Genomic DNA, 19327 nt, shown 5'->3' on the forward strand with positions numbered 1-19327 from the left:
CGCGTTCTGCCCTGATCAGACCCCTGCCGCGGAAGGCACCGCGCGTGGGAGGGTGGGGCCTGTGAAACTCCGCCCCATGACCTCTGCCGACGAGCCGGCCGTGCTCGCGCTGAACGCAGCCGCGGTCGAGCAGACGGACCCGCTGGGCCCCGACCGGCTGGACTGGCTCCGGCTGATCGCCGCCCATGCCGCCGTGGTGGAGATCGAGGACGAGGTCGCCGCCTTCGTCCTCACCTTCGCCCCCGGCTCCGCCCATGACAGCCTCGACTTCCAGTGGTTCAACGCGACGTACGCCGACCGGTTCCTGCACCTGGACCGGATCGTGGTCGCCGAGGCCCACCGCCGGACCGGGATCGCGACCTCGGTCTACCGCGCCGTCGAACGGGCCGCCAAGCCGTTCGACCGGCTGGTCGCCCGGGTCCAGTCCGACCCGCCCGACATCGCATCGCTCGCCTTCCACGCCGCCCGCGGCTTCGTCGAGGTCGGCAAACTCACTCGCCCCAACCACACCACCAGCGCAATGCTCTCGAAGGAACTCGCCGAGTAGCTACATTGAGCGGATGACTACGGTCGACGTCTCCGCTGGTAATACCAAGAAGATCCTGACCGGGTGCATCCTGCTCGGTCTGCTTGGCGTTGCCTGCCTGGCCGGAGGCGTCCTGGCAGCCGGCAGCGTCCGGGTCACCTTCTTCGTCTCCGCCGCGCTGTGCATGCTGCCTGCCGCAATTCCGCTGCTCCGAGCCAGAACGTTCTTCCGCCGACGCCAGCTCGCAGTCGATGCGACCGGGATCCGCTGGCTCGACCCGTGCGGCTCCTGGTCCATCGAGTGGCGGGAACTCGCGCTCATCACGGTCTCCACCAGCGGCCCGCACCAGGTGCGGAACACGCAGACGCAGACCCTCTCGGCGTACAGCGGCGTGACCGCTGCCCCTGGCTACCTTCGCTAGAGCGTCCGTACGTCGAGCAGGGCCCTCAGCGGTAGGTCGCGGCGAAAGCGTGCATCGCGTAGAGCGTCGACGATGCACGCGGCGCCGATCCACTCAGCGCCGCAGTCGTCCACCAACCCACGGACCACCCGCGCCGTTTCTCCGGTCGCAGCCCAGTCGTCGACCATCAGTACCCGGTCGCCGGTCCCGCGTTCTTGCGGACCTCGACGAAGCCGACCCCGAGCGCCGCGGCGGTCAGGGCACCGACCAGGGAACCCCGCGACACCGGTCCGAGGACGACGGTGGGGCGTACGTCGTACAGGCTGCCCAGGGCGGGGCCGAGCTCACGGAGTAGCTCGGGGTCGCGCCACCAGCCGGTCAGGTCGGCGTACCCGGAGTAGACGCTGCGGTCTCAGGTCCAGCTGAAGTTGGCGATGAGGCGCTTCGCGATGTTCATGCGACCAGGATGACCAGTGCCGGTCGTTGGCGCACCCGGTTTATCGGAGCGCGGCGCGAGGGAGGATCTCGCCGACGATCTCGCGGGTGAAGATGTCGTAGCTGATGATCAGCAGGCGATCGCCGGGGAGCTCGACCACGGCTGGGTTCGATTGATCCCAGGTGTCTTGGCCGGCATCGATGACCAGGCGCAGCGGGTCGGCGTCCCAGGGTCCGAGGGGGTCCCTGACGATCGTCGCGACGGTCGGGCGGCCGGGGTTGAAGCGTTTGGAGACGTCGCCGAAGGCAACCAGTACGGCGCCGTCGGACAAGGTCAGCGTGTCCGCCGAAGCGGCATGGAGCCCACACGGCTCGGGGTCGGACCAGGTCAGCCCGTTGTCGTCGGACCTCACGAGCGCGGCCTCTTCGTCGGTCCGCAACAACGCAACCACCTGTCCGCCGGGCAACAGGGTCAGCACCGGCTCGAGGTACTCACGATCCTTCTGCCTGCCCAGCAGCACCTCCGTGTGCGCGGGCCAAGTCCGCCCACCGTCGGTCGACCGCACCACGCTCGCCGAGTGACACGCGTCGCCGGGGAACACCCCGTAAACCGGTGCCAGCAGATCCCCGTCGGGCAACTCGAGGATCTGCCCGTGCGCCACGATGTGCCCGCTGCGAAACCTGTGCCAAACCTCTTCGGTCTCCTGCACCATCTGCGACCCGACAGCCACCGGCTCCTCCCAGGTCAGCCCACCATCGGTCGACCGCGCGACGAGGACCCCCGGACACACATACGGCCGCACCGACCAGTCGATCTGGAACCAGCTCAGCAACAACTCCCCATTGGCAAGCTCCACCACCATCGGATCCCGGTCGTCGTACAAGCTGTCCACCACAACCCGAGACTCCGACCACTCCATCCCGTCGGCAGACTCCGCCAGCACGATCCGCCCCACACTCCGCACATGCTCCGCCCCCTCCCGCCACACCACCACAACCCGCCCATCCCGAGTCCGCACCGCACTCGGAAAGTAAGCCAACTGCCCCCGGACGCTCCTGGCGACCACGATTCGCGACATGGAGCCCAGTTAACCGGACCGCCACACCATCAGTACTCCGCTCGCCACCGCCCGCAGGCGGTCACACCAGCGCAAGACCAGCGGGCGGCGCCGCCAAATTCCGGCCTACTGATGGCGTGGCGGTCCGCCTGTGCCGATGGCGTGACGGTCCGCCTGCTGATGGCGTCGCGGTCCGCCTGTGGATAACCTCCGCGGCGGCCAGCCACTTTGCGGCAGCCTTTCAGCATGGCCGATGGTGCACGGCCCGGGCCGGGCGGCGGCGCGACGGGTCGCCGAGGTCGCCGACGGGCGAGCCGAGTCAGCACTCGAGTCCGTCCTGCGAGCGATCTTGCTCGAGGCCGGCATCGAAGGCTTCAGCCCGCAGGTCACCGTCCGGCACGGCCGATTCCTGGCCCGGATCGACATCGGTGATCCGCTCGGCCGGATCGGGCTGGAGACCGACGGCTTCGCCCATCACAGCACTCGCGCCGCGCTGGCCCGGGATTGCCGCCGGTATACCAACCTGACTCTCCTCGGCTGGCGAATGATCCGGTACTCCAGGGAATCCCGACCCGGATCTGCCAGGTCTGAGCGTCGTCCACCGGGGCAACTGCGTGCCGAGGCGCAGTACTGATGGCGTGGCGGTTCACACCGGGCGGCCCTTGACGTAGGTCTGGGTTACCAAAGGGACGCCGGGGCGGTAGGCGAGGTGTAGGTAGGTGGGGGCGTCCAGGACGGCTAGGTCGGCTTGGGTGCCGGGGGTTATCTGGGCCAGGTCGGGGCGGCGGAGGGAGGTGGCGCCGCCGGCGGTGGCTGACCAGAGGGCTTCGGCGGGGGTTAGGTGCATCTCGCGGACGGCCAGGGCGATGCAGAGGGGCATCGAGGAGGAGTAGCAGGAGCCGGGGTTGCAGTCGCTGGCCAGGGCGATGGTGACGCCAGCAGAGCGGAGGCGGCGGGCGTCGGGGTACGGCGAGCGGGTGGAGAACTCGACGGCCGGAAGGAGACCCGCGACGACGCCGGAGGAGGCGAGGGCGTCGACGTCGGCGTCGGAGAGGTGGGTGCAGTGGTCGGCGGCGGCTGCACCCAGTTCGCAGGCGAGTTGGACGCCGGGGCCTTGGCCCAGTTGGTTCGCGTGGACCCGCAGGCCGAGTCCCTTGGCGGCCCCGGCGGTCAGGATCGCCCGCGCCTGGTCCGCGTCGAAGGCGCCCTTCTCGACGAACACGTCGACCCACTTCGCGTGCTTCGCGGCGCCCTCCAGCATCGCGCCGGTCACCAGCGAGACGTAGCCGGCCGGGTCGTCCGCGAACTCAGGCGGCACCACATGCGCCCCGAGATAGGTCGTCTCCTCGGTGAAGTCCGACGCGATCGCCAACGCGCGTGCCTCGTCGAAGGCGGTGAGTCCGTAGCCGGACTTGATCTCCACGGTCGTCGTACCCTGCCGGCGCATCTCGGTGACGAGCCGCGCCACGTTCGCGGTCAACTGCTCGTCCGAGGCAGCCCTGGTCGCGGCGACCGTCGTACGGATGCCGCCCGCGCTGTACGGCGTACCGGCCATCCGCGCCGCGAACTCCTCGGCCCGGTCCCCCGCGAACACCAGGTGCGAATGCGAGTCCACGAAGCCCGGGATCACCGCGCAGCCGCCGAGATCCAGCGAGGCGTCCGCCGCGGGCGCATCCCGGCGCGACCCGACCCAGGCGAACCGCGACCCTTCGATCACGACCGCCGCGTCGCGCACCTCACCGAGGGCGGCCGTTCCGTCAGCAGCCGCGCCGCCGGGCAGTGCACCCCTCGCGGGATCGTTGGTCACCAGGGATCCGATCCCGGTCAGCAACAGCGAGCTCATCGCGTCACCGCCGAGATCGACGCGGCCAGCTCGGCCGCCACATCCAGCTTCACATGATTGCCATCAGCAACCACCTGCCGCCCGGACACGATGACGTCGGACACATCGAGAGCCGAAGCAGCAAACACCAAAGTCTCCACGGAAGCACCAGTTCCGGCCGTCCGCACACCAGAGGTCCGTACGGCGACCAGATCCGCGCGCGCTCCGACCTCGATCACCCCGGCATCGGCGAACCCCAGCGACCGATGCCCATCAACCGTCGCGGCGGTCAGCAACTCGGCGGCCGACCAGTGCCCGCGTTCTTGCGAAGCAAGCCGTTCGTCCAGCTCCACCGCACGCATCTCCTCGAACAGGTCGATCACCGCGTGACTGTCGGACCCCAACGTCAGCCGCGACCCCGCGTCGCGCAGCGCGACCGACGGCCCGATGCCGTCCGCGAGATCCCGTTCGGTCGTCGGACAGAAACACGAGTACGTCGCGGAGCTGCCGAGCAATCCGACGTCGACCGGCGTCAAGTGGGTCGCGTGGACAGCGCTCGTCCGCGCATCGAGGAAGCCGGTCTCGTCGAGCACCTGCGCCGGAGTACGCCCGTACGCCGCCAAACACGCCTCGTTCTCCGCGACCTGCTCGGACATGTGGATGTGCAACGGCGCGGTCGGCAACGCGGCCGCCACCGCACCCAACTGCTCGAGCGGAACCCCACGCACCGAATGGGCGGCTGCCCCGATCACGACGTCCTCCGAAAAGCCGGTCAGCGACAGCACCCGGGAAGCCCATGCGGACGCGTCTCCGTCGCTGAAGCGCTGCTGCGTCTCGTTCAGCGGCTGGTCGATTCCGCCTGCCACGTAACACGTGTCGAGCAAGGTGATCCGCAGCCCGGCATCCTGCGCCGCCGCGATCAACGCCTGGCCCATCGCGTTCGGATCGTCGTACCGCTTGCCACCGGGCGCGTGGTGAAGATAGTGGAACTCCCCCACCGCAGTGATCCCGCCCAGCACCATCTCGCCGTAGACGGCGCGAGCGAGCTGGTAGTAGCTGTCCGGCGTGAGCACCGACGCCACGGAGTACATCTGCTCTCGCCACGTCCAGAACGTCCCGCGCTCGGTCTGGGTGCGACCACGCAACGCCCGATGGAACGCGTGACTGTGGCAATTCGCCAACCCAGGAACGACAATTCCGTTCAACCGCACCGCGTCGCCGGCGACAGCATCCGCGGAGACAGAGGTGAATCGCCCGTCCACAACCGTCACGAGGACGCCGGAGGCCAGCCCGGTTGGGAGCAAGGCCTGTTCACACCAGTACGCCGTCATTTCGCGAGATCCTTCAGTACTGCGGCCAGCGCGTCGACTCCCGCCAGGCAGTCGTCCATCTCCGCATACTCGGCCGGCGAATGCGAGATCCCGGTCGGATTCCGCACGAACAGCATCGCGGTCGGGATCCCCGCATCCGAGAACACGCCCGCATCGTGCCCGGCGCCCGTCGGCAGCACCGGCGCATCATCCAGTACTGCGGCCAGCCGGTCACGGAGTCCCGGCTGGAACTCCACGATCGGCGAGACCGATTCAGGCGTCACCTCGACGCTCGTCCCGTCCCGCTCGGCTCGCTCGACAGCCTGCCGGGTGATTGCCGAGAGCAACGACTGGAGCACCTCGTCGGTCGCGGCACGGGCGTCCAGCCAGGCGGTCACCTGCGAGGGCACCGCGTTGGTCCCGTTCGGCTCGACCGAGAGCCGGCCGAAGGTGGCGCGGGCGCCGGCCAGGCGGGCCTGTTTGTTGGCGGCGAGGGCGGTCATCGCGTAGGTCATCATCGGGTCGTGCCGGTCTTCCATCAACGTCGTACCGGCATGGTTCGCCTCGCCGGTGAAGGTGAACCGGAACCGCCCGTGCGGCCAGATCGAGCTCGCCACTCCCACCGGCGCGGTCAACGCGCGCCCTTGTTCCACATGCAGTTCGACGAACGTCCCCATCCGCTCGAGCAACGGCGACGGTCCGACTCCGGCCGGGTCGATCCCCAGCTTGGAGAGTGCTTCCGACAACGGCGTACCGGCCCGATCCTTCAACGCCAGAGCCTTCTCCGCCGGAAGCACTCCGGTCGCGACCCGGGACCCCAGACAAGGCATCCCGAACCGCGACCCTTCCTCCTCGACGAAGGCCCCCACCCCGATCGGCACCGAAGGCACAAACCCCTCAGCCCGCAACCGATCCACCGCCGCCAGAGCAGAAACAACCCCTAACGGCCCATCAAACGCCCCACCATCGATGACAGAGTCCAGATGAGACCCAGTCACGACACCAGGCGCATCAGACGAACCCCACCAAGCGACCAGGTTGCCGAGACCGTCTGATTCCAGGGAAAGGCCACGGGTGGCGCACTGGTCGGTGAACCAGTTGGTCGCCGCCCGCTCGGTGGGGGTCCAGCCGCCTCGGTGGTAGCCGCCGGTGGCGGGGTCCTTGCCGATGGCGGCCAGATCCGCCCACATCGCCTCGAAGGAGTCGGTCAAGACAGCGGGTTCTTCGACAGCCAGTCCTTGGCGACCGCGTCCGCGCTCTCCTTGCCGACGTCGATGCGCTTGACCAGGTCGGTCAGCGCGTCGGTGGTGAGCTTGGCGTCGACCGCGTTCAGCGTCGCGGCGATCTCGTCCGACTTGTGGTCGGTCCGGATCAGCGGAACGACGTTGTTCGGCGGCAGGATGTGCTCGGGGTCGTCCAGCTGGACCAGCCCCTGCTCCTTGATCACCGACTGGGTGGTGAACAGATTCGTCACCTGGATCTTGTTGTCCTCCAGCGCCTTGATGCTCAGCGGGCCGCCCGCGTCCAGCGTCTTGTACTCCTTGAACTCGACGCCGTACTTCTCCTTCAGCCCCTTCAGACCGGCTGCGCGGACCTTGAACTCCGAGCTGCCGCCCGCGACCAGCTCCTTGCCGACCGCCTTCAGGTCGGCCAGCGACTTCAGGCTGTACTTGTCCGCGGTCGCCTTGGTCACCACGATGGTGTCCTCGTCGGCGGCCGGCGACTTGTCCAGCACCTCGAGCCCGGGCGTCAGGGCCGCCTTCAGTGCGTCGTACGCCTTGTCCGGGTCGGTCTCGGTGGAGTTCTTGTCGAAGTACGCCAGGGCGGCACCGGTGTACTCCGGTACCAGGTCGACCGAGCCGTCCTTGATCGCGGCCATGTAGGTCTCGCGGTTGCCGATGTTCGGCTTCTTCTTCACCTCGATCCCCTTGGCGGCAAGCGCCTGGCCGTAGATCTCCGCGATCAACTGGCTTTCGGAGAAGTCGGCCGAGCCGACGGTGATGCTCGACACCTTCGACGGTGCGGGCGAGGTGCCCGCGTTGTCGCTACCGAGCTGGTCCCCACCCCCACAACCAGCCAGGCCGAGCACCGCCGCCCCGGCGATCGCAGTACGGATGAGTGTGGATCTCAACACGAGAGCCTCCAGAGTCTCGTAGCCACCGGCGGGTGCCGATGGATGTTCCAGGTTCCCAGTTCAGCAGGTACGTCGGACAGTTCAGCCGATCTTCAATCCCTCGGACACGGTGATCCGGCCGATCAGCGCGAAGATCGCGTCGAGCAGGATGGCGAGCAGGGCCACCAGCAGCGCGCCGGTGAACATCTGCGGGAAGTCACGGAGCTTCAGCCCGTCGACCACGTAGCGGCCGAGGCCGCCGAGCGACACCAGCGCCGCGATCGTCGCGGTCGAGACGATCTGCAGGGTGGCGCTGCGGACGCCGGAGATGATCAGCGGCAGCGCGATCGGGATCTCCACCTTGGTCAGGATCTCCCGGCCGGTCATGCCCATCCCCCGCGCCGCGTCGATCGTGGCCGGATCGACACCGGACAGACCGGCGTACGTCGAGGCGAGGATCGGCGGGATCCCGAGGGCGACCAGCGCGATCAGCACCGGCAGGAAGCCGATCTGGTTGGTCAGCAGGACGGCGATCATCAGCAGGCCGAGGCTCGGCAGGGCGCGGGCGGCGTTGCCGAGGTTGATCGCCAGGAACGCGCCCCGGCGGGTGTGCCCGATCCGCAGGCCGATCGGCAGGCCGATCACCACGGACAGCCCGAGAGCGGCGAACGTGTACCAGAGATGCTCCAGGATCCGGGCCCAGATGCCCTCGGTCCCGGACCAGTTGTACGAGTCGGTGAGGTACTCCCACATGTCAGGCCACCTCTCCCACCGGAGTCACGACCCGCGCCCATGGCGTCAGGATCCGCTGCAAGGTGACCAGGACCAGGTCGGCCACCAGGGCCAGCAGCAACGAAAGCACCACGCCCACCACCACCGGGGTGAGGAAGTCTTTCTGGAAACCGAGCGTGAACAGCTCACCCAGGCCGCCGATACCGATCACGGCGCCGACGCTGACCATCGAGATGTTGGCCACGGTGACCACCCGCAGGCCGGTGAAGATCACCGGTACGGCGATCGGCAGGTCGACCGCGATCACCCGGTGCAACGTGCTGTACCCGACCGCGACGGCCGACTGGCGGACGTCGGGTGGCACGGAACGGAGTCCGTCGATCACGTTGCGGATCAGTAGTGAGACCGTATAGATGGTCAACGCGACGATGATGTTGATCGTGGACAGCACCTTGGTGCCGAGAATCGCCGGAATCACGATGAACAGGGCGATCGACGGCAAGGAGTACAACACGCCGCCGAACGCGATCAGCGGGTTCGCCAGCCAGGAGTACCGGGTGGCGATGTAGCCGAGTGGCACCGAGATGATCAGCCCGAGAATCACCGGCAGGATCGCCAGGTAGAGGTGTTCGCGCAACTGTTCCCAGATCAGCCCGAGGTTGTCACCGATCCAGGTCATGGCCGCAGCGCCTCCGCGACGGTGCCCTGGTCGACGACCCCGATGGCACGACCGTCGTCGTCGACGCAGACGCCCAGTCCGCGCGGCGACGTGAGGACGCTGTCGAGCGCGGCGCGCAGTGAATCGCCCTGCTTGAACACTGCGCCAACCGGCAGCAGCTCCGCCGACGCGCTGCCGTTGCGCCACCCGATCGGTACGCCGTCCTGCAGAGCGAGCTCCGGCGGCAACGGCTTCACCGGCAGCGCGTCCGGATGCACGAACGTCAGTGCCCGGTAGCCGCGGTCCTGGCCGACGAACCCGCGGACGAAGTCGTCGACCGGGTTGGCCAGCAGCTCGGCCGGCGGCGCGAACTGGGCCAGCTTGCCGCCGACCCGGAGGATCGCGACGTTGTCGCCGAGCTTGATCGCCTCGTCGATGTCGTGGGTGACGAAGACGATCGTCTTGCCGATGTCGCGCTGCAGCCGGAGCAGTTCCTCCTGCAACTGGTGGCGGACGATCGGGTCGACCGCACTGAACGGTTCGTCCATCAGCATGATGGGCGGGTCGGCGGCCAGCGCACGAGCCACCCCGACTCGTTGCTGCTGGCCACCGGACAGCTGGGCCGGGTACCGCTCGGCCAGCTTGAGATCCAGACCGACCCGTTCGAGCAGCTCCATCGCGACCGACCGGGACCTCTTCTTGTCCCAGCCCAGCAGCTTCGGCACGGTGGCGACATTGTCGACGACCGTCTTGTGCGGGAACAGCCCGGCATGCTGGATCACGTAGCCGATGCCGCGCCGCAGGACGACGGGATCCTTGTCGTTGATGTCCTCGCCGTCGATCGAGATCCGGCCGCTGCTGCGCTCGATGGTCCGGTTGATCATCCGCAGCGAGGTCGTCTTGCCGCAGCCCGAGGGCCCGACGAACACGGTGATCTCGTTGCTCGGGATCCGCAGGCTCAGCTGCTCGACGGCGACGGTGCCGTCCGGATACTGCTTGGTGACATCTTCGAACTCGATCATGGCGCCCCTTCGCGCTCGTCGGAGATCGCCCAGACGATCCTAGGTGAACGAGAGCCCGGTGCCACCCCAGTTGGCCGAATCTCATTCCTAACGAATGTGCACCTTAGCGCTATGGATTGACTCCGTAGCGCAGTGCAAGGATTTTCAGCTCTCCCGGATGGGGATCCTGACCCCCTGCTCGACGGCAACTTCTTCAGCGCGTGCGTATCCGGCGTCCACATGCCGGATCACACCCATCCCCGGGTCGTTGGTGAGTACGCGTTCCAGCTTCTGCCGGGCCAGGTCGGTGCCGTCAGCAACCGATACCTGACCGGCGTGGATCGACCGGCCCATCCCGACGCCGCCACCGTGGTGGATGGAGACCCAGGAGGCACCGCTGGAGACGTTCACCATCGCGTTCAGCAACGGCCAGTCCGCGATCGCGTCCGAGCCGTCGAGCATGCCTTCGGTCTCCCGGTACGGCGAGGCGACGCTGCCCGTATCGAGGTGGTCCCGGCCGATCACGATCGGTGCTTCCAGCTCGCCGGAGGCAACCATGTCGTTGAATCGCACGCCCGCCTTGTCCCGTTCACCCTGGCCCAGCCAGCAGATCCGGGCCGGCAGCCCCTGGAACGCGACCCGCTCCTGCGCCATCTTGATCCAGCGAGTCAGGTGCTCGTTCTCCGGGAACAGCTCGAGGATCGCCTGGTCGGTCTTGGCGATGTCGGCCGGATTGCCGGACAGCGCCGCCCACCGGAACGGGCCCTTTCCCTCACAGAACAAGGGCCGGATGTACGCCGGAACGAACCCGGGGAACTCGAAGGCCCGCGTATACCCGGCCTTCCGGGCCTCGTCGCGGATCGAGTTGCCGTAGTCGAACACCTCGGCGCCCGCGTCCTGGAAGCCCACCATCGCCTCGACGTGCCGCGCCATCGACTTCTGCGCGCGCTCGGTGAAGCCGGCCGGGTCCTTCTCCCGAGCGGTCGTCCAGTCCTCGAACTCCACATCCACCGGTAGATACATCAACGGGTCGTGCGCCGAGGTCTGGTCGGTGACGATGTCGATCGGCGCACCACGCTGCAACAGGTCCGGCACGATCGACGCCGCGTTGCCGAGAACGCCGATGGACAACGGCTTGCGGGCAGCCTTCGCCTCCTCGGCGAACCGGAGCGCTTCGTCGACAGAAGAAGCCTGTACGTCGAGGTAGCGGTGCTCGATCCGGCGCTTGATCCGGGAGTCGTCCACGTCGACGCAGATCGCGACGCCGTCGTTCATCGTCACCGCGAGCGGCTGCGCGCCACCCATGCCACCGAGTCCGGCGGTCAAGGTGATCGTCCCGGCGAGCGTGCCGCCGAACTTCTTCGTCGCCACCGCGGCGAAGGTCTCGTAGGTGCCCTGCAGGATGCCCTGGGTACCGATGTAGATCCACGAGCCGGCCGTCATCTGGCCGTACATCGTCAGCCCCATCGCCTCCAGCTTGCGGAACTCCTCCCAGTTCGCCCAGTCGCCCACCAGGTTGGAGTTCGCGATCAGCACCCGCGGCGCCCACTCGTGCGTCTGCATGACGCCGACCGGCCGGCCGGACTGCACCAGCATCGTCTCGTCGTCCTTCAACGTGGTCAGCGTGCGCACCATCGCGTCGAACGAGTTCCAGTCACGGGCAGCCTTGCCGGAGCCGCCGTACACGACCAGCTCGTCAGGGTGTTCCGCGACCTCGGGGTCGAGGTTGTTCTGCAGCATCCGCAGCGCGGCTTCCTGCTGCCAGCCACGGGCGGTGAGGGTGGTACCGCGGGGGGCGCGAACGGGACGTGGTCCGGACATGTGTGATCCAGCTCCTCAGGACAGTGGGCCGGTGACGGCCTCGACAGCGGACAAGTAGGTGCCGTCAGCAACGAGCTGGACGGAGTGTGCGATCTCGGGGGCGAGGTGCCGGTCGGTCCCGGGTCCCTCGACAAGCTCACGTAGTACGGACCGTACTGCGGCGGTGGCGGGCGACGGCTCGAGCGGCTTGCGCAGGTCGAGGGCGCGCGCGGCGGTGAGGATCTCGACCGCCAGCACCTGCTGGAGACCGTCGATGCTCTTGCGGAGCTTGCGTGCGGCGGACCAGCCCATCGAGACGTGGTCCTCCTGCATCGCGCTGCTCGGGATGGAGTCGACACTGGCCGGTACGGCGAGCCGCTTGAGCTCGGAGACGATCGCGGCCTGCGTGTACTGCGCGATCATGTGACCGCTGTCGACACCGGGATCGTCGGCCAGGAAGGCGTTCAGACCGTGGTTGCGGGCGACATCGAGGAACCGGTCCGTACGCCGCTCGCTGATGCTGGCCACATCGGCGACCGCGATCGCGAGGAAGTCGAGGACGTAGCCGACCGGGGCGCCGTGGAAGTTGCCGTTGGACTCGACCCGGCCGTCTTCGAGGACCACCGGGTTGTCGATCGCGGCCGCCAACTCACGACCGGCCACCGTTGCCGCATGGCTGCACGTGTCGCGCGCAGCACCGTGCACTTGCGGCGAACACCTCAGAGAATAGGCGTCCTGGACCCGGTTGCAGTCCGGTCCGCGGTGGCTGGCGACGATCGGGCTGTCGGCCAGTACTGCGCGCAGGTTGGCGGCTGCAGCGGCCTGCCCGGGGTGCGGGCGGAGTGCTTGCAGGTCGGCCGCGAAGACGCGGTCTGTGCCGAGCTGTCCTTCGACGCTCATGGCGGCGGCGATGTCGGCGGTCTTGAGGAGGCGGTCGAGGTCGGCGAGCGCGAGCACCAGCATGCCGAGCATGCCGTCGGTGCCGTTGATCAGCGCGAGACCTTCCTTCTCGGCCAGCACGACCGGCTTCAGGTTGTTCTTGGCGAGCGCGTCGGCCGCGTCGAGGAGATTGCCGTCGGCGTCGCGAACCTTGCCCTCACCCATCACCGCCAGCGCGACGTGCGACAGCGGAGCGAGGTCGCCGGAGCAACCGAGGCTGCCGTATTCGTGGACGACCGGAGTCAGGTGCGCGTTGAGCAGTCCGGCGTACGCCTGAGCCGTCTCGAGCTTGACCCCGGTGCGCCCGGTCGCGAGCGTCGACAGCCGCAGCAGCGCGAGCGCCCGGACCACCTCGGTCTCGACCTCAGGCCCGGAACCGGCCGCATGCGACCGGACCAGACTGCGCTGGAGCTGGGCCCGGAGCTCAGGCGCGATGTGTCGCGTCGCCAACGCCCCGAAGCCGGTGGACACGCCGTAGTGCGGGGTCTCCGCGTGGGCGAGCGCCTCGATCGCAGCCCGCGACTTCGCGATCTGCTCGAGGGCATGGTCATCGATCCGCACCGGCGCGCCGTACCGCGCCACCGCGACGACGTCAGCCGCACTCAACGGCCCGACGCCAACTACTACCTCTGCTGTCTGCACCCGCCCATTGCACCGCGCCCCACCCACCCCGGCCACCACCGCCACCCCACTTCCTGTCTCAAACCCGAGACATCCGCTGACCTGCCGTTCGAGGGGTTATCCCCTCAAAGCGTGGGTTGGCACCCGGTATGCACGTAGGCAACCCACAGTTTCAGGGGATAACCCCCAAAAGCGTGGGTCCGCGGGCGGCACCGGGTGGGGTTGGCGGTCAGGGGCGGGCGAGCTCGAGTTCGGCGCCGGTTTCGGTCGCGCCGAAGGTGCGGAGGAGGGCTAGGGAGGCGGTGTTGGAGTCGTCGGCTTCGGCGATGGCGAGGGGGGCGCCGCGGTCGGCGAGGACGTTGAAGGCGGCGGAGAGCAGTGCGCGGGCGAGGCCGTGGCGTCGATGCGCCGGAAGGACTCCGATCAGACCGAGGCGGGGCAGTGGGCGCGGTCCGTTCCAGATTCTGACCAGGGCGGCGTATGAGTTGTCAGGAGCGAGTGCGACCAAATAGGTCTCAGGGTCGAAGTACGGGGAGTCGTAGGTCTGCTCCCGGAATGAGGTCTCATCCGACTCCCATCCTTCGGCGCCGGGTACTTCGTCCCGGAGCGCATCGTCCAGCGCCATCAGCTTCCTGATCCCGGTGTCGGCGGCGCTGATCACGCGATACCCGGGCGGCACCTCGAAGGCAGTTCGTGCGACCGGAATCTCCAGCAGCACCTCACGGCGTACCGGGACGAACCCGAGGGCGGTCAAGGCGTCGACCGCGGGCTGATCCGCTTCGTTGACAGTCGTCAGGCAGGGACCGTTGATCCTGGCGATCAGAGCCTCGTACGCCGAGGGGTCGGTCCGGTCGAAGAAGAGGCGGAGCTTGCCGTTCGGTGCTGACCATGGGTGCACTTCACCGATGACTTCGTCGTCGCGGGATGCGATCCAGTGCTCGTCGAGCCGCGTGACCGTGATCGCCATGCAATGACGTTAAGGCTGGATCGCGCAACGGTTCCAACAGTTATTCGCGACCCTGTGCGGCTCTAAGGTCGGGGGATGGGGTTTGAGATCCGGGCGGCGTTGCCCGCGGACGCGGTGGGGATCGCGGGGGTGTGGGCGGCGGCGATGCCGCATCTGGTGAAGACTGCGCGTGGGGTCGAAGCCGAGTTGCGGAGTAGTACTTCGCGGGTTGTGCTGATCGCGGTGGAGAGCGGCGAGGTCGTTGGCTACGGCAACGTCTATCTGCCGGCACCCGAGGAAGAGGCGCCGCGGCTGAGGGTGACGGTGCAGGTGCCTCCGGCTGAACGTCGGCGTGGGATCGGCACTGCGCTCCTCGAAGCGATCACCCGGGCTGCGTCGGACGCCGGCGCCGGAGGGCTGCTGATCGTCGTCGCGGATGATGACGACTCGAAGCGGTTCGCGGCCACGCACGGGTTCACCTTGTCGAGGCAGATGAGTCATGCGCGGGCAGAGCTGAGTCAGGTGCCCGAGCCGGTCGCAGTACCGGACGGTCTGCGGTTGGCGACCTTCGACGAGGTCGATCCGCGCCGGATCTGGGCGGCCTGGGGTGCGGTTGCCGACGGCGATCCGAGCGGCCTGTCACACACGCCGGCGTACGACGACTGGTTCGCCACCGACTGGAACCACCCGGACCTGCGACGCGACCTCAGCATCGCCCTTCTCGCCGAAGATGGAGTTGTCGTCTCGTTCGTCAGCACCACGGCCGACCCGGAGCGCCGGGTCATCTGGTCGAATCTGACCGGCACGATTCCGGCGTACCGCGGACGTGGGCTGGCCAAGGTGGTGAAGTCGGCCGCGCTGAACCGCAGCCGGGATGCCCGATTCGTCACCGCGTTCACCGGCAACGACAGCAACAACGTGCCGATGCTCGCGGTGAATCGCTGGCTCGGCTACGAGACGACGGCCGGCGCCTGGACTGCGGAGAGAACGCTTTGATGAAACGATTCTTCTTCGCGCTCGGTGTCTTCGCCGTTCTGGCCACCGGGGTCGGTTTCCTGTTGTCCGGCAAGGGGGAGTTCGCCTGGGGCGTCGCGCTCGGGCTGTTCGGGCTGGCGCTGATCGGCGAATCGTTCCGGCTCTGGATCAGGCGGGGCCGCGCCAGGACTCGCCAATCGAGCGAATTCCGCTAGCCGGGCACTACGCTCGCTGTTGTGAGCGGCAACGTTCCCGCCTCGACCCGCACGCTGCGGGTGCTGACGTTCCTGGCCACCCAGCCCGGTCCGGTACCGATGGAGCGCATCGCCTCCGCGGTCGGCCTGCCGCGCTCGTCCACCTATCACTTGCTCAAGGCAATGATCGGCGAGGGCTTCGTGGTGCACCTGCCGGAGGAGAAGCGCTACGGCCTCGGCGTCGCCGCCTTCGAGATCGGTTCGGCATACCTGCGCCACGATCCGCTCGAGCGCCTCGCCCGCCCCTTGCTCGCCCAACTGGTCGCTGACGTAGGCCAAACGGCGCATCTGGGCGTCCTGCACGGCCGCGAACTCGTTTACCTGTTGAAAGAACAGCCACCTCGCCCGGTCACCCTGGTCACCGACGTCGGCGTACGTCTCCCCGCCACCCTCACCGCCTCAGGCCGAGCCCTTCTCGCCGAGCTCCCCTCAGCCCAGGTCCGCGCGCTGTTCCCGAACCCGGAGACCTTCGTACGCCGTACCGACCAGGGCCCCCAAACGCTCAGCCAGCTCCGCCGCCTGCTGGCCGACGAACGCCGCCAGGGCTACGCGATCGAGAACTCCCACATCACCCCCGGCTTCGCCTCGGTCGCCAGCGCCGCCCTCGACCACACCGGCCACCCGGTCGCCGCCATCAGCGTCACCTTCCGCACCGAGTCGGTTCCGCCGGAAGCGGTAGCACCGTTGGCTCGCAGGACAAAGCAAGCAGCCGACGCGCTGACCCGACGGCTGCACGGCTGAAAGCTGCACCGCCGAAACAGACAGACGACGACCCCCGCTGCAAGCCACCTGACTTCAGCGGGGGTCGTCGTTTGCTGCCCGGGGCCGCGGCATCCACGTCGCGGGGCGGGCACTTACCAGGAGGACTTGGTGATTCCGGGGAGCTCGCCGCGGTGGGCCATGGTGCGGAAGCGGACGCGGGAGATGCCGGCCTTGCGGAGGAAGCCGCGCGGGCGGCCGTCGGCGACGTCGCGGTTGCGGATCCGGATCGGCGATGCGTCCCGAGGGAGCTTCTGCAGCCGCAACTGCGCCTCGTCGCGGGCGTCGGAGGAGCTGGCCGGGTCGGCGATGATCCGCTTCAGCTCCGCCCGGCGGTCGGCGTACAGGGCGACCGTCTTCTTGCGCTGCTCGTTCTTCGCGATCTTGCTGGTCTTGGCCACCCGTCAGCGCTCTTCGCGGAACTCGACGTGGTGACGGACCTTCGGGTCGTACTTGCGGATGATCAACCGATCGGGGTCGTTGCGCCGGTTCTTCCGGGTCACGTAGGTGAACCCCGTGCCCGCAGTACTGCGCAGCTTGATGATCGGGCGGACTCCGTCGCGCTTGGCCATCTGACCTTTCCTTCCAGGCGCTCTCGCGCCGTCGAACCCTTGGGTAGCGTGAACACCGACCGACGAGCCGGGTATTCCCGTCCGGCCCGAGCAGTGTACATTGTACTGGTTATCATTTTCAATAAGACGGGAGACGACATGCTGCCGGTCACCCTGCTGACGGGGGTCGACGAGACCATCCGGGACGCCGTAGCGGCCACTCTGCTGGCGGAATCCGGCCGTGGAGTGCTGGTCCGGTACGACGTGAGCGGTCTCGCCGCGGGCTCCGTCACCCGGATCGCCCGGACCCGCTCCGGCGTGATCGACGAGGAGGAGATCCGGATGGGTCACCCCTGCGTCTCCTGCGCGATGCGTGGCTCGCTGGTGGCGCTCCTCGTCAGCATTGCCGCGACCGGCAAGTACGACGCGGTCATCGTGTCGGTCCCCGGCGCAGGTGATACCCAGGCGCTGGCCGAGGAGATCGCCCGGGACGACAGCGGCGAGCTCAGAACGGACGCAGTACTGACTGTCCTGGACACCGAAACCGTCGTCAGAGATCTGACCGGGGAGGATCTGATCCACGACCGGGGTATCGCGACCGCCGCCGAGGACGGCCGGGCGATCGCCGAGGTGATCGCCCGGCAGGTCGAGTACGCCAACGTGGTGATCCTGAGCAGCGCGGACGAAACGGTCGAGGCGCTGAGCCGCGCGATCAACCCGCAGGCGATGGTCCGGACCGATGCGACCGGGCTGCTCGACCTGAGACTCCACAACCCCGACACGGCCGAGACCTGGGTCGAGCCCGGAGCGATCAGCGCACCCCTGCAGGACGGCGGCCGGGTCCGGACGCTGGTCTGGCAATCCACCCGGCCGTTCCACCCCGAACGCCTGTACGACGCTCTCGAGGACCTCGTCAACGGGACCGCTCGGGGCAAGGGCACCGTCTGGCTGGCGTCGCAGCCGCACGCCCGTCTCGGCTGGGACAGCTTCGGCACCAACATCTCGCTCGGCGTACTCGGTCGCTGGCTGGCCGATCTGCCGGCCGACCGCTGGTCCGAGGTCGGCCAGACGCACCAGGCCCGCTCGGCGCTGGAGTGGCACCCCGACCACGGCGACCGCGCGACGTACCTGTCGATCACCGGAATCGATCTGGACATCTGGGAATTAGAGCGCCGCCTGGATGGTTGTGTCCTTCGTGCGGATGAGTCGACAGCGACACTGACCGATCCGTTCGCCCCTTATCTGGAAGGAAGTGCAGCAGCATGAAGAAGGACGTCCACCCCGACTACCGCCGGGTCGTCTTCCGGGACAAGTCCGGTAACTTCAGCTTCCTCACCGGCTCCACCCGCGAGAGCAACGAGACCATCGAGTGGCACGACGGGAACACCTACCCGGTCGTCGACGTCGAGATCTCGTCCGCCAGCCACCCGTTCTACACGGGTCAGCAGCGCGTGATGGACACCCAGGGCCGCGTGGAGAAGTTCAACAAGCGCTACGGCAAAGCCTCGTAACCCGCTAGCCCCATTCCAGGCCCGCCGTTCTTCGGGAACGGCGGGCCTTTGCCATGCCCAGGCCTGTACGCCGTGCCTCCGGCGACCCCTCGTCGTTCTAGGTTCGGCCGCCGGCGGCAGCGGCGGACGCACCATCGTCCTCGGGTTCGACCTGTACGCCGATGCGCAGCTGATCGTCTGCGGCGCGGAAAGCGGCACCCTCTACTGCGACGACCTCGCGACTCGCGAACTCGTCTCCCGGCGAACCATCGACGGTTACCTCAATGATGTCTGGGTGATCGGCGACCACGCATACGCGACCGACTCGTCGCAGCCGGTGGTGTGGCGCTTCGACCTGCTGAACACCGAGCTCGCCCCGGAACCGATCCACCTCAAGGACACCGGTCCGAAGGTCTACCCCAACGGCATCGTCGCCCTCACCGACGAGGTCCTGCTCGTCGCCGATCCAGGCGAAGAGGTGCTGCTGCGTGTCGAGCTCGACGGCTCCACCCACGTCCTCACGACCGAGTGGGCCGCCGACGGACTGCTGCTCCTCGACGACCTGCTGATCGGCGTCTGCAACCGCGGCGACGTCCTGGAAACCGCCGAGTTCTTCCTCTCCGCCCTGAGACTCTCCCCGGACGGCACCACCGCCACCGACCTCGGCAGCTACGACGATCCCCGCTTCGACACCCCCACCACGCTCGCCTCCGACGGCAACCGCCTCCTCGTCGTCAACGGCCAATCCGCCAAAGGCCCCGCCGCAGCCCCACCCTTCCAAGTCATCGCCCTCCCCAACCCCTGGAAGCGCTGATCCGCCCCGTCCGCCCAGCCCCCTCCCCGGCGCACCTCCCGCCGACGCCCTCGCCCCTCGCCCTCGCCCTCGCCCTCGCCCTCGCCCTCGTCGAGCACCGTTTTTTCGTCCGCTGCCTGGATA

Annotated in this window: 23 protein-coding genes; 9 read left to right on the forward strand and 14 right to left on the reverse strand. The window is 68.2% G+C overall.

Annotated elements, in window-relative coordinates; all coding sequences use genetic code 11:
- Window positions 1-76 precede the first annotated feature (76 nt).
- Both ABZ004_RS12675 and ABZ004_RS12680 read left to right on the forward strand, forming a co-directional pair.
- Window positions 77-547, forward strand: coding sequence for a GNAT family N-acetyltransferase (locus ABZ004_RS12675; protein ID WP_355679951.1), 471 nt, complete (start codon window positions 77-79; stop codon window positions 545-547).
- A 13-nt stretch (window positions 548-560) separates the two neighbouring features.
- Window positions 561-947, forward strand: coding sequence for a hypothetical protein (locus ABZ004_RS12680; protein WP_355679952.1), 387 nt, complete (start codon window positions 561-563; stop codon window positions 945-947).
- Here ABZ004_RS12680 and ABZ004_RS12685 read toward each other — a convergent pair.
- Together ABZ004_RS12685 and ABZ004_RS12690 are read right to left on the reverse strand one after the other, a co-directional pair.
- Window positions 944-1114, reverse strand: coding sequence for a hypothetical protein (locus ABZ004_RS12685; RefSeq protein WP_355679953.1), 171 nt, complete (start codon window positions 1112-1114; stop codon window positions 944-946). The two genes, ABZ004_RS12680 and ABZ004_RS12685, sit on opposite strands and share 4 nt — an antisense overlap.
- 309 nt (window positions 1115-1423) lie before the next feature.
- On the reverse strand, window positions 1424-2380 hold the full coding sequence (locus ABZ004_RS12690; RefSeq protein WP_355679954.1) for a sialidase family protein: 957 nt from the start codon (window positions 2378-2380) through the stop codon (window positions 1424-1426).
- Between the two features lie 292 nt (window positions 2381-2672).
- Between ABZ004_RS12690 and ABZ004_RS12695 the strand changes: the two genes are divergently transcribed.
- Window positions 2673-3053 (forward strand): hypothetical protein, encoded by a 381-nt coding sequence (locus tag ABZ004_RS12695; protein ID WP_355679955.1) that lies wholly within the window; start codon window positions 2673-2675, stop codon window positions 3051-3053.
- A 12-nt stretch (window positions 3054-3065) separates the two neighbouring features.
- On the opposite strand, the gene hutI is transcribed toward ABZ004_RS12695, so the two are convergent.
- The 10 genes from hutI to ABZ004_RS12745 all read right to left on the reverse strand — a co-directional run bounded on the left by hutI (window position 3066) and on the right by ABZ004_RS12745 (window position 14382).
- A complete protein-coding gene (gene hutI, locus ABZ004_RS12700) occupies window positions 3066-4262 on the reverse strand; it encodes an imidazolonepropionase (RefSeq protein ID WP_355679956.1) in 1197 nt (398 codons plus the stop codon).
- On the reverse strand, window positions 4259-5572 hold the full coding sequence (locus ABZ004_RS12705; protein WP_355679957.1) for a formimidoylglutamate deiminase: 1314 nt from the start codon (window positions 5570-5572) through the stop codon (window positions 4259-4261). The genes hutI and ABZ004_RS12705 overlap by 4 nt, the downstream gene beginning before the upstream one ends.
- Window positions 5569-6762: an allantoate amidohydrolase gene (locus ABZ004_RS12710; RefSeq protein WP_355679958.1), complete on the reverse strand. Its 1194-nt coding sequence runs from the start codon at window positions 6760-6762 to the stop codon at window positions 5569-5571. The genes ABZ004_RS12705 and ABZ004_RS12710 overlap by 4 nt, the downstream gene beginning before the upstream one ends.
- On the reverse strand, window positions 6759-7685 hold the full coding sequence (locus ABZ004_RS12715) for an ABC transporter substrate-binding protein (protein WP_355679959.1): 927 nt from the start codon (window positions 7683-7685) through the stop codon (window positions 6759-6761). The genes ABZ004_RS12710 and ABZ004_RS12715 overlap by 4 nt, the downstream gene beginning before the upstream one ends.
- A gap of 81 nt (window positions 7686-7766) precedes the next feature.
- A complete protein-coding gene (locus ABZ004_RS12720) occupies window positions 7767-8417 on the reverse strand; it encodes an ABC transporter permease (protein WP_355679960.1) in 651 nt (216 codons plus the stop codon).
- A gap of 1 nt (window position 8418) precedes the next feature.
- Window positions 8419-9075 (reverse strand): ABC transporter permease subunit, encoded by a 657-nt coding sequence (locus tag ABZ004_RS12725; RefSeq protein WP_355679961.1) that lies wholly within the window; start codon window positions 9073-9075, stop codon window positions 8419-8421.
- Window positions 9072-10076 carry an ABC transporter ATP-binding protein gene (locus ABZ004_RS12730; RefSeq protein WP_355679962.1) on the reverse strand — a complete coding sequence of 335 codons (1005 nt, stop codon included), beginning with the start codon at window positions 10074-10076 and terminating at the stop codon, window positions 9072-9074. The genes ABZ004_RS12725 and ABZ004_RS12730 overlap by 4 nt, the downstream gene beginning before the upstream one ends.
- A gap of 144 nt (window positions 10077-10220) precedes the next feature.
- Window positions 10221-11876, reverse strand: coding sequence for a urocanate hydratase (gene hutU / locus ABZ004_RS12735; RefSeq protein ID WP_355679963.1), 1656 nt, complete (start codon window positions 11874-11876; stop codon window positions 10221-10223).
- 15 nt (window positions 11877-11891) lie between these two features.
- On the reverse strand, window positions 11892-13436 hold the full coding sequence (hutH, locus tag ABZ004_RS12740; protein WP_355679964.1) for a histidine ammonia-lyase: 1545 nt from the start codon (window positions 13434-13436) through the stop codon (window positions 11892-11894).
- A 208-nt stretch (window positions 13437-13644) separates the two neighbouring features.
- Window positions 13645-14382 (reverse strand): GNAT family N-acetyltransferase, encoded by a 738-nt coding sequence (locus ABZ004_RS12745; protein WP_355679965.1) that lies wholly within the window; start codon window positions 14380-14382, stop codon window positions 13645-13647.
- Window positions 14383-14457: 75 nt separating this feature from the next.
- Between ABZ004_RS12745 and ABZ004_RS12750 the strand changes: the two genes are divergently transcribed.
- From ABZ004_RS12750 to ABZ004_RS12760, 3 genes are read left to right on the forward strand one after another with little or no spacing between them, the layout of a single operon-like run.
- Window positions 14458-15357 carry a GNAT family N-acetyltransferase gene (locus tag ABZ004_RS12750; RefSeq protein ID WP_355679966.1) on the forward strand — a complete coding sequence of 300 codons (900 nt, stop codon included), beginning with the start codon at window positions 14458-14460 and terminating at the stop codon, window positions 15355-15357.
- Window positions 15357-15551, forward strand: a complete 195-nt coding sequence (locus ABZ004_RS12755; RefSeq protein ID WP_355679967.1) for a hypothetical protein — start codon at window positions 15357-15359, stop codon at window positions 15549-15551. Before ABZ004_RS12750 ends, ABZ004_RS12755 begins: the two co-directional genes overlap by 1 nt.
- A gap of 21 nt (window positions 15552-15572) precedes the next feature.
- On the forward strand, window positions 15573-16331 hold the full coding sequence (locus ABZ004_RS12760) for an IclR family transcriptional regulator (RefSeq protein WP_355679968.1): 759 nt from the start codon (window positions 15573-15575) through the stop codon (window positions 16329-16331).
- Window positions 16332-16444: 113 nt separating this feature from the next.
- Here ABZ004_RS12760 and rpsN read toward each other — a convergent pair whose 3' ends face one another.
- Both rpsN and rpmG read right to left on the reverse strand, forming a co-directional pair.
- A complete protein-coding gene (rpsN, locus tag ABZ004_RS12765; RefSeq protein WP_355679969.1) occupies window positions 16445-16750 on the reverse strand; it encodes a 30S ribosomal protein S14 in 306 nt (101 codons plus the stop codon).
- Between the two features lie 3 nt (window positions 16751-16753).
- Window positions 16754-16921 carry a 50S ribosomal protein L33 gene (gene rpmG / locus ABZ004_RS12770; protein WP_355679970.1) on the reverse strand — a complete coding sequence of 56 codons (168 nt, stop codon included), beginning with the start codon at window positions 16919-16921 and terminating at the stop codon, window positions 16754-16756.
- Between the two features lie 138 nt (window positions 16922-17059).
- Here rpmG and ABZ004_RS12775 point away from each other — a divergent pair, with 138 nt between their 5' ends.
- The 3 genes from ABZ004_RS12775 to ABZ004_RS12785 all read left to right on the forward strand — a co-directional run bounded on the left by ABZ004_RS12775 (window position 17060) and on the right by ABZ004_RS12785 (window position 19204).
- Window positions 17060-18166 (forward strand): GTP-binding protein, encoded by a 1107-nt coding sequence (locus ABZ004_RS12775; RefSeq protein ID WP_355679971.1) that lies wholly within the window; start codon window positions 17060-17062, stop codon window positions 18164-18166.
- The gene (locus ABZ004_RS12780) at window positions 18163-18411 is read left to right on the forward strand and encodes a type B 50S ribosomal protein L31 (RefSeq protein ID WP_355679972.1); all 249 of its coding nucleotides are present in this window, start codon (window positions 18163-18165) and stop codon (window positions 18409-18411) included. The genes ABZ004_RS12775 and ABZ004_RS12780 overlap by 4 nt, the downstream gene beginning before the upstream one ends.
- 274 nt (window positions 18412-18685) lie before the next feature.
- Window positions 18686-19204, forward strand: a complete 519-nt coding sequence (locus ABZ004_RS12785; protein WP_355679973.1) for a hypothetical protein — start codon at window positions 18686-18688, stop codon at window positions 19202-19204.
- Window positions 19205-19327 lie beyond the last annotated feature (123 nt).

This window comes from Kribbella sp. NPDC006257, assembly GCF_040613535.1.
GTDB lineage: Bacteria > Actinomycetota > Actinomycetes > Propionibacteriales > Kribbellaceae > Kribbella.

Coding starts and splice junctions, on each gene's coding strand:
- ABZ004_RS12675 (WP_355679951.1), top strand. CDS start 77: ATGACCTCTGCCGACGAGCCGGCCGTGCTCGCGCTGAACGCAGCCGCG.
- ABZ004_RS12680 (WP_355679952.1), top strand. CDS start 561: ATGACTACGGTCGACGTCTCCGCTGGTAATACCAAGAAGATCCTGACC.
- ABZ004_RS12685 (WP_355679953.1), bottom strand. CDS start 1,114: ATGGTCGACGACTGGGCTGCGACCGGAGAAACGGCGCGGGTGGTCCGT.
- ABZ004_RS12695 (WP_355679955.1), top strand. CDS start 2,673: ATGGTGCACGGCCCGGGCCGGGCGGCGGCGCGACGGGTCGCCGAGGTC.
- hutI (WP_355679956.1), bottom strand. CDS start 4,262: ATGAGCTCGCTGTTGCTGACCGGGATCGGATCCCTGGTGACCAACGAT.
- ABZ004_RS12705 (WP_355679957.1), bottom strand. CDS start 5,572: ATGACGGCGTACTGGTGTGAACAGGCCTTGCTCCCAACCGGGCTGGCC.
- ABZ004_RS12720 (WP_355679960.1), bottom strand. CDS start 8,417: ATGTGGGAGTACCTCACCGACTCGTACAACTGGTCCGGGACCGAGGGC.
- ABZ004_RS12725 (WP_355679961.1), bottom strand. CDS start 9,075: ATGACCTGGATCGGTGACAACCTCGGGCTGATCTGGGAACAGTTGCGC.
- ABZ004_RS12730 (WP_355679962.1), bottom strand. CDS start 10,076: ATGATCGAGTTCGAAGATGTCACCAAGCAGTATCCGGACGGCACCGTC.
- hutU (WP_355679963.1), bottom strand. CDS start 11,876: ATGTCCGGACCACGTCCCGTTCGCGCCCCCCGCGGTACCACCCTCACC.
- ABZ004_RS12745 (WP_355679965.1), bottom strand. CDS start 14,382: ATGGCGATCACGGTCACGCGGCTCGACGAGCACTGGATCGCATCCCGC.
- ABZ004_RS12750 (WP_355679966.1), top strand. CDS start 14,458: ATGGGGTTTGAGATCCGGGCGGCGTTGCCCGCGGACGCGGTGGGGATC.
- ABZ004_RS12755 (WP_355679967.1), top strand. CDS start 15,357: ATGAAACGATTCTTCTTCGCGCTCGGTGTCTTCGCCGTTCTGGCCACC.
- rpmG (WP_355679970.1), bottom strand. CDS start 16,921: ATGGCCAAGCGCGACGGAGTCCGCCCGATCATCAAGCTGCGCAGTACT.
- ABZ004_RS12775 (WP_355679971.1), top strand. CDS start 17,060: ATGCTGCCGGTCACCCTGCTGACGGGGGTCGACGAGACCATCCGGGAC.
- ABZ004_RS12780 (WP_355679972.1), top strand. CDS start 18,163: ATGAAGAAGGACGTCCACCCCGACTACCGCCGGGTCGTCTTCCGGGAC.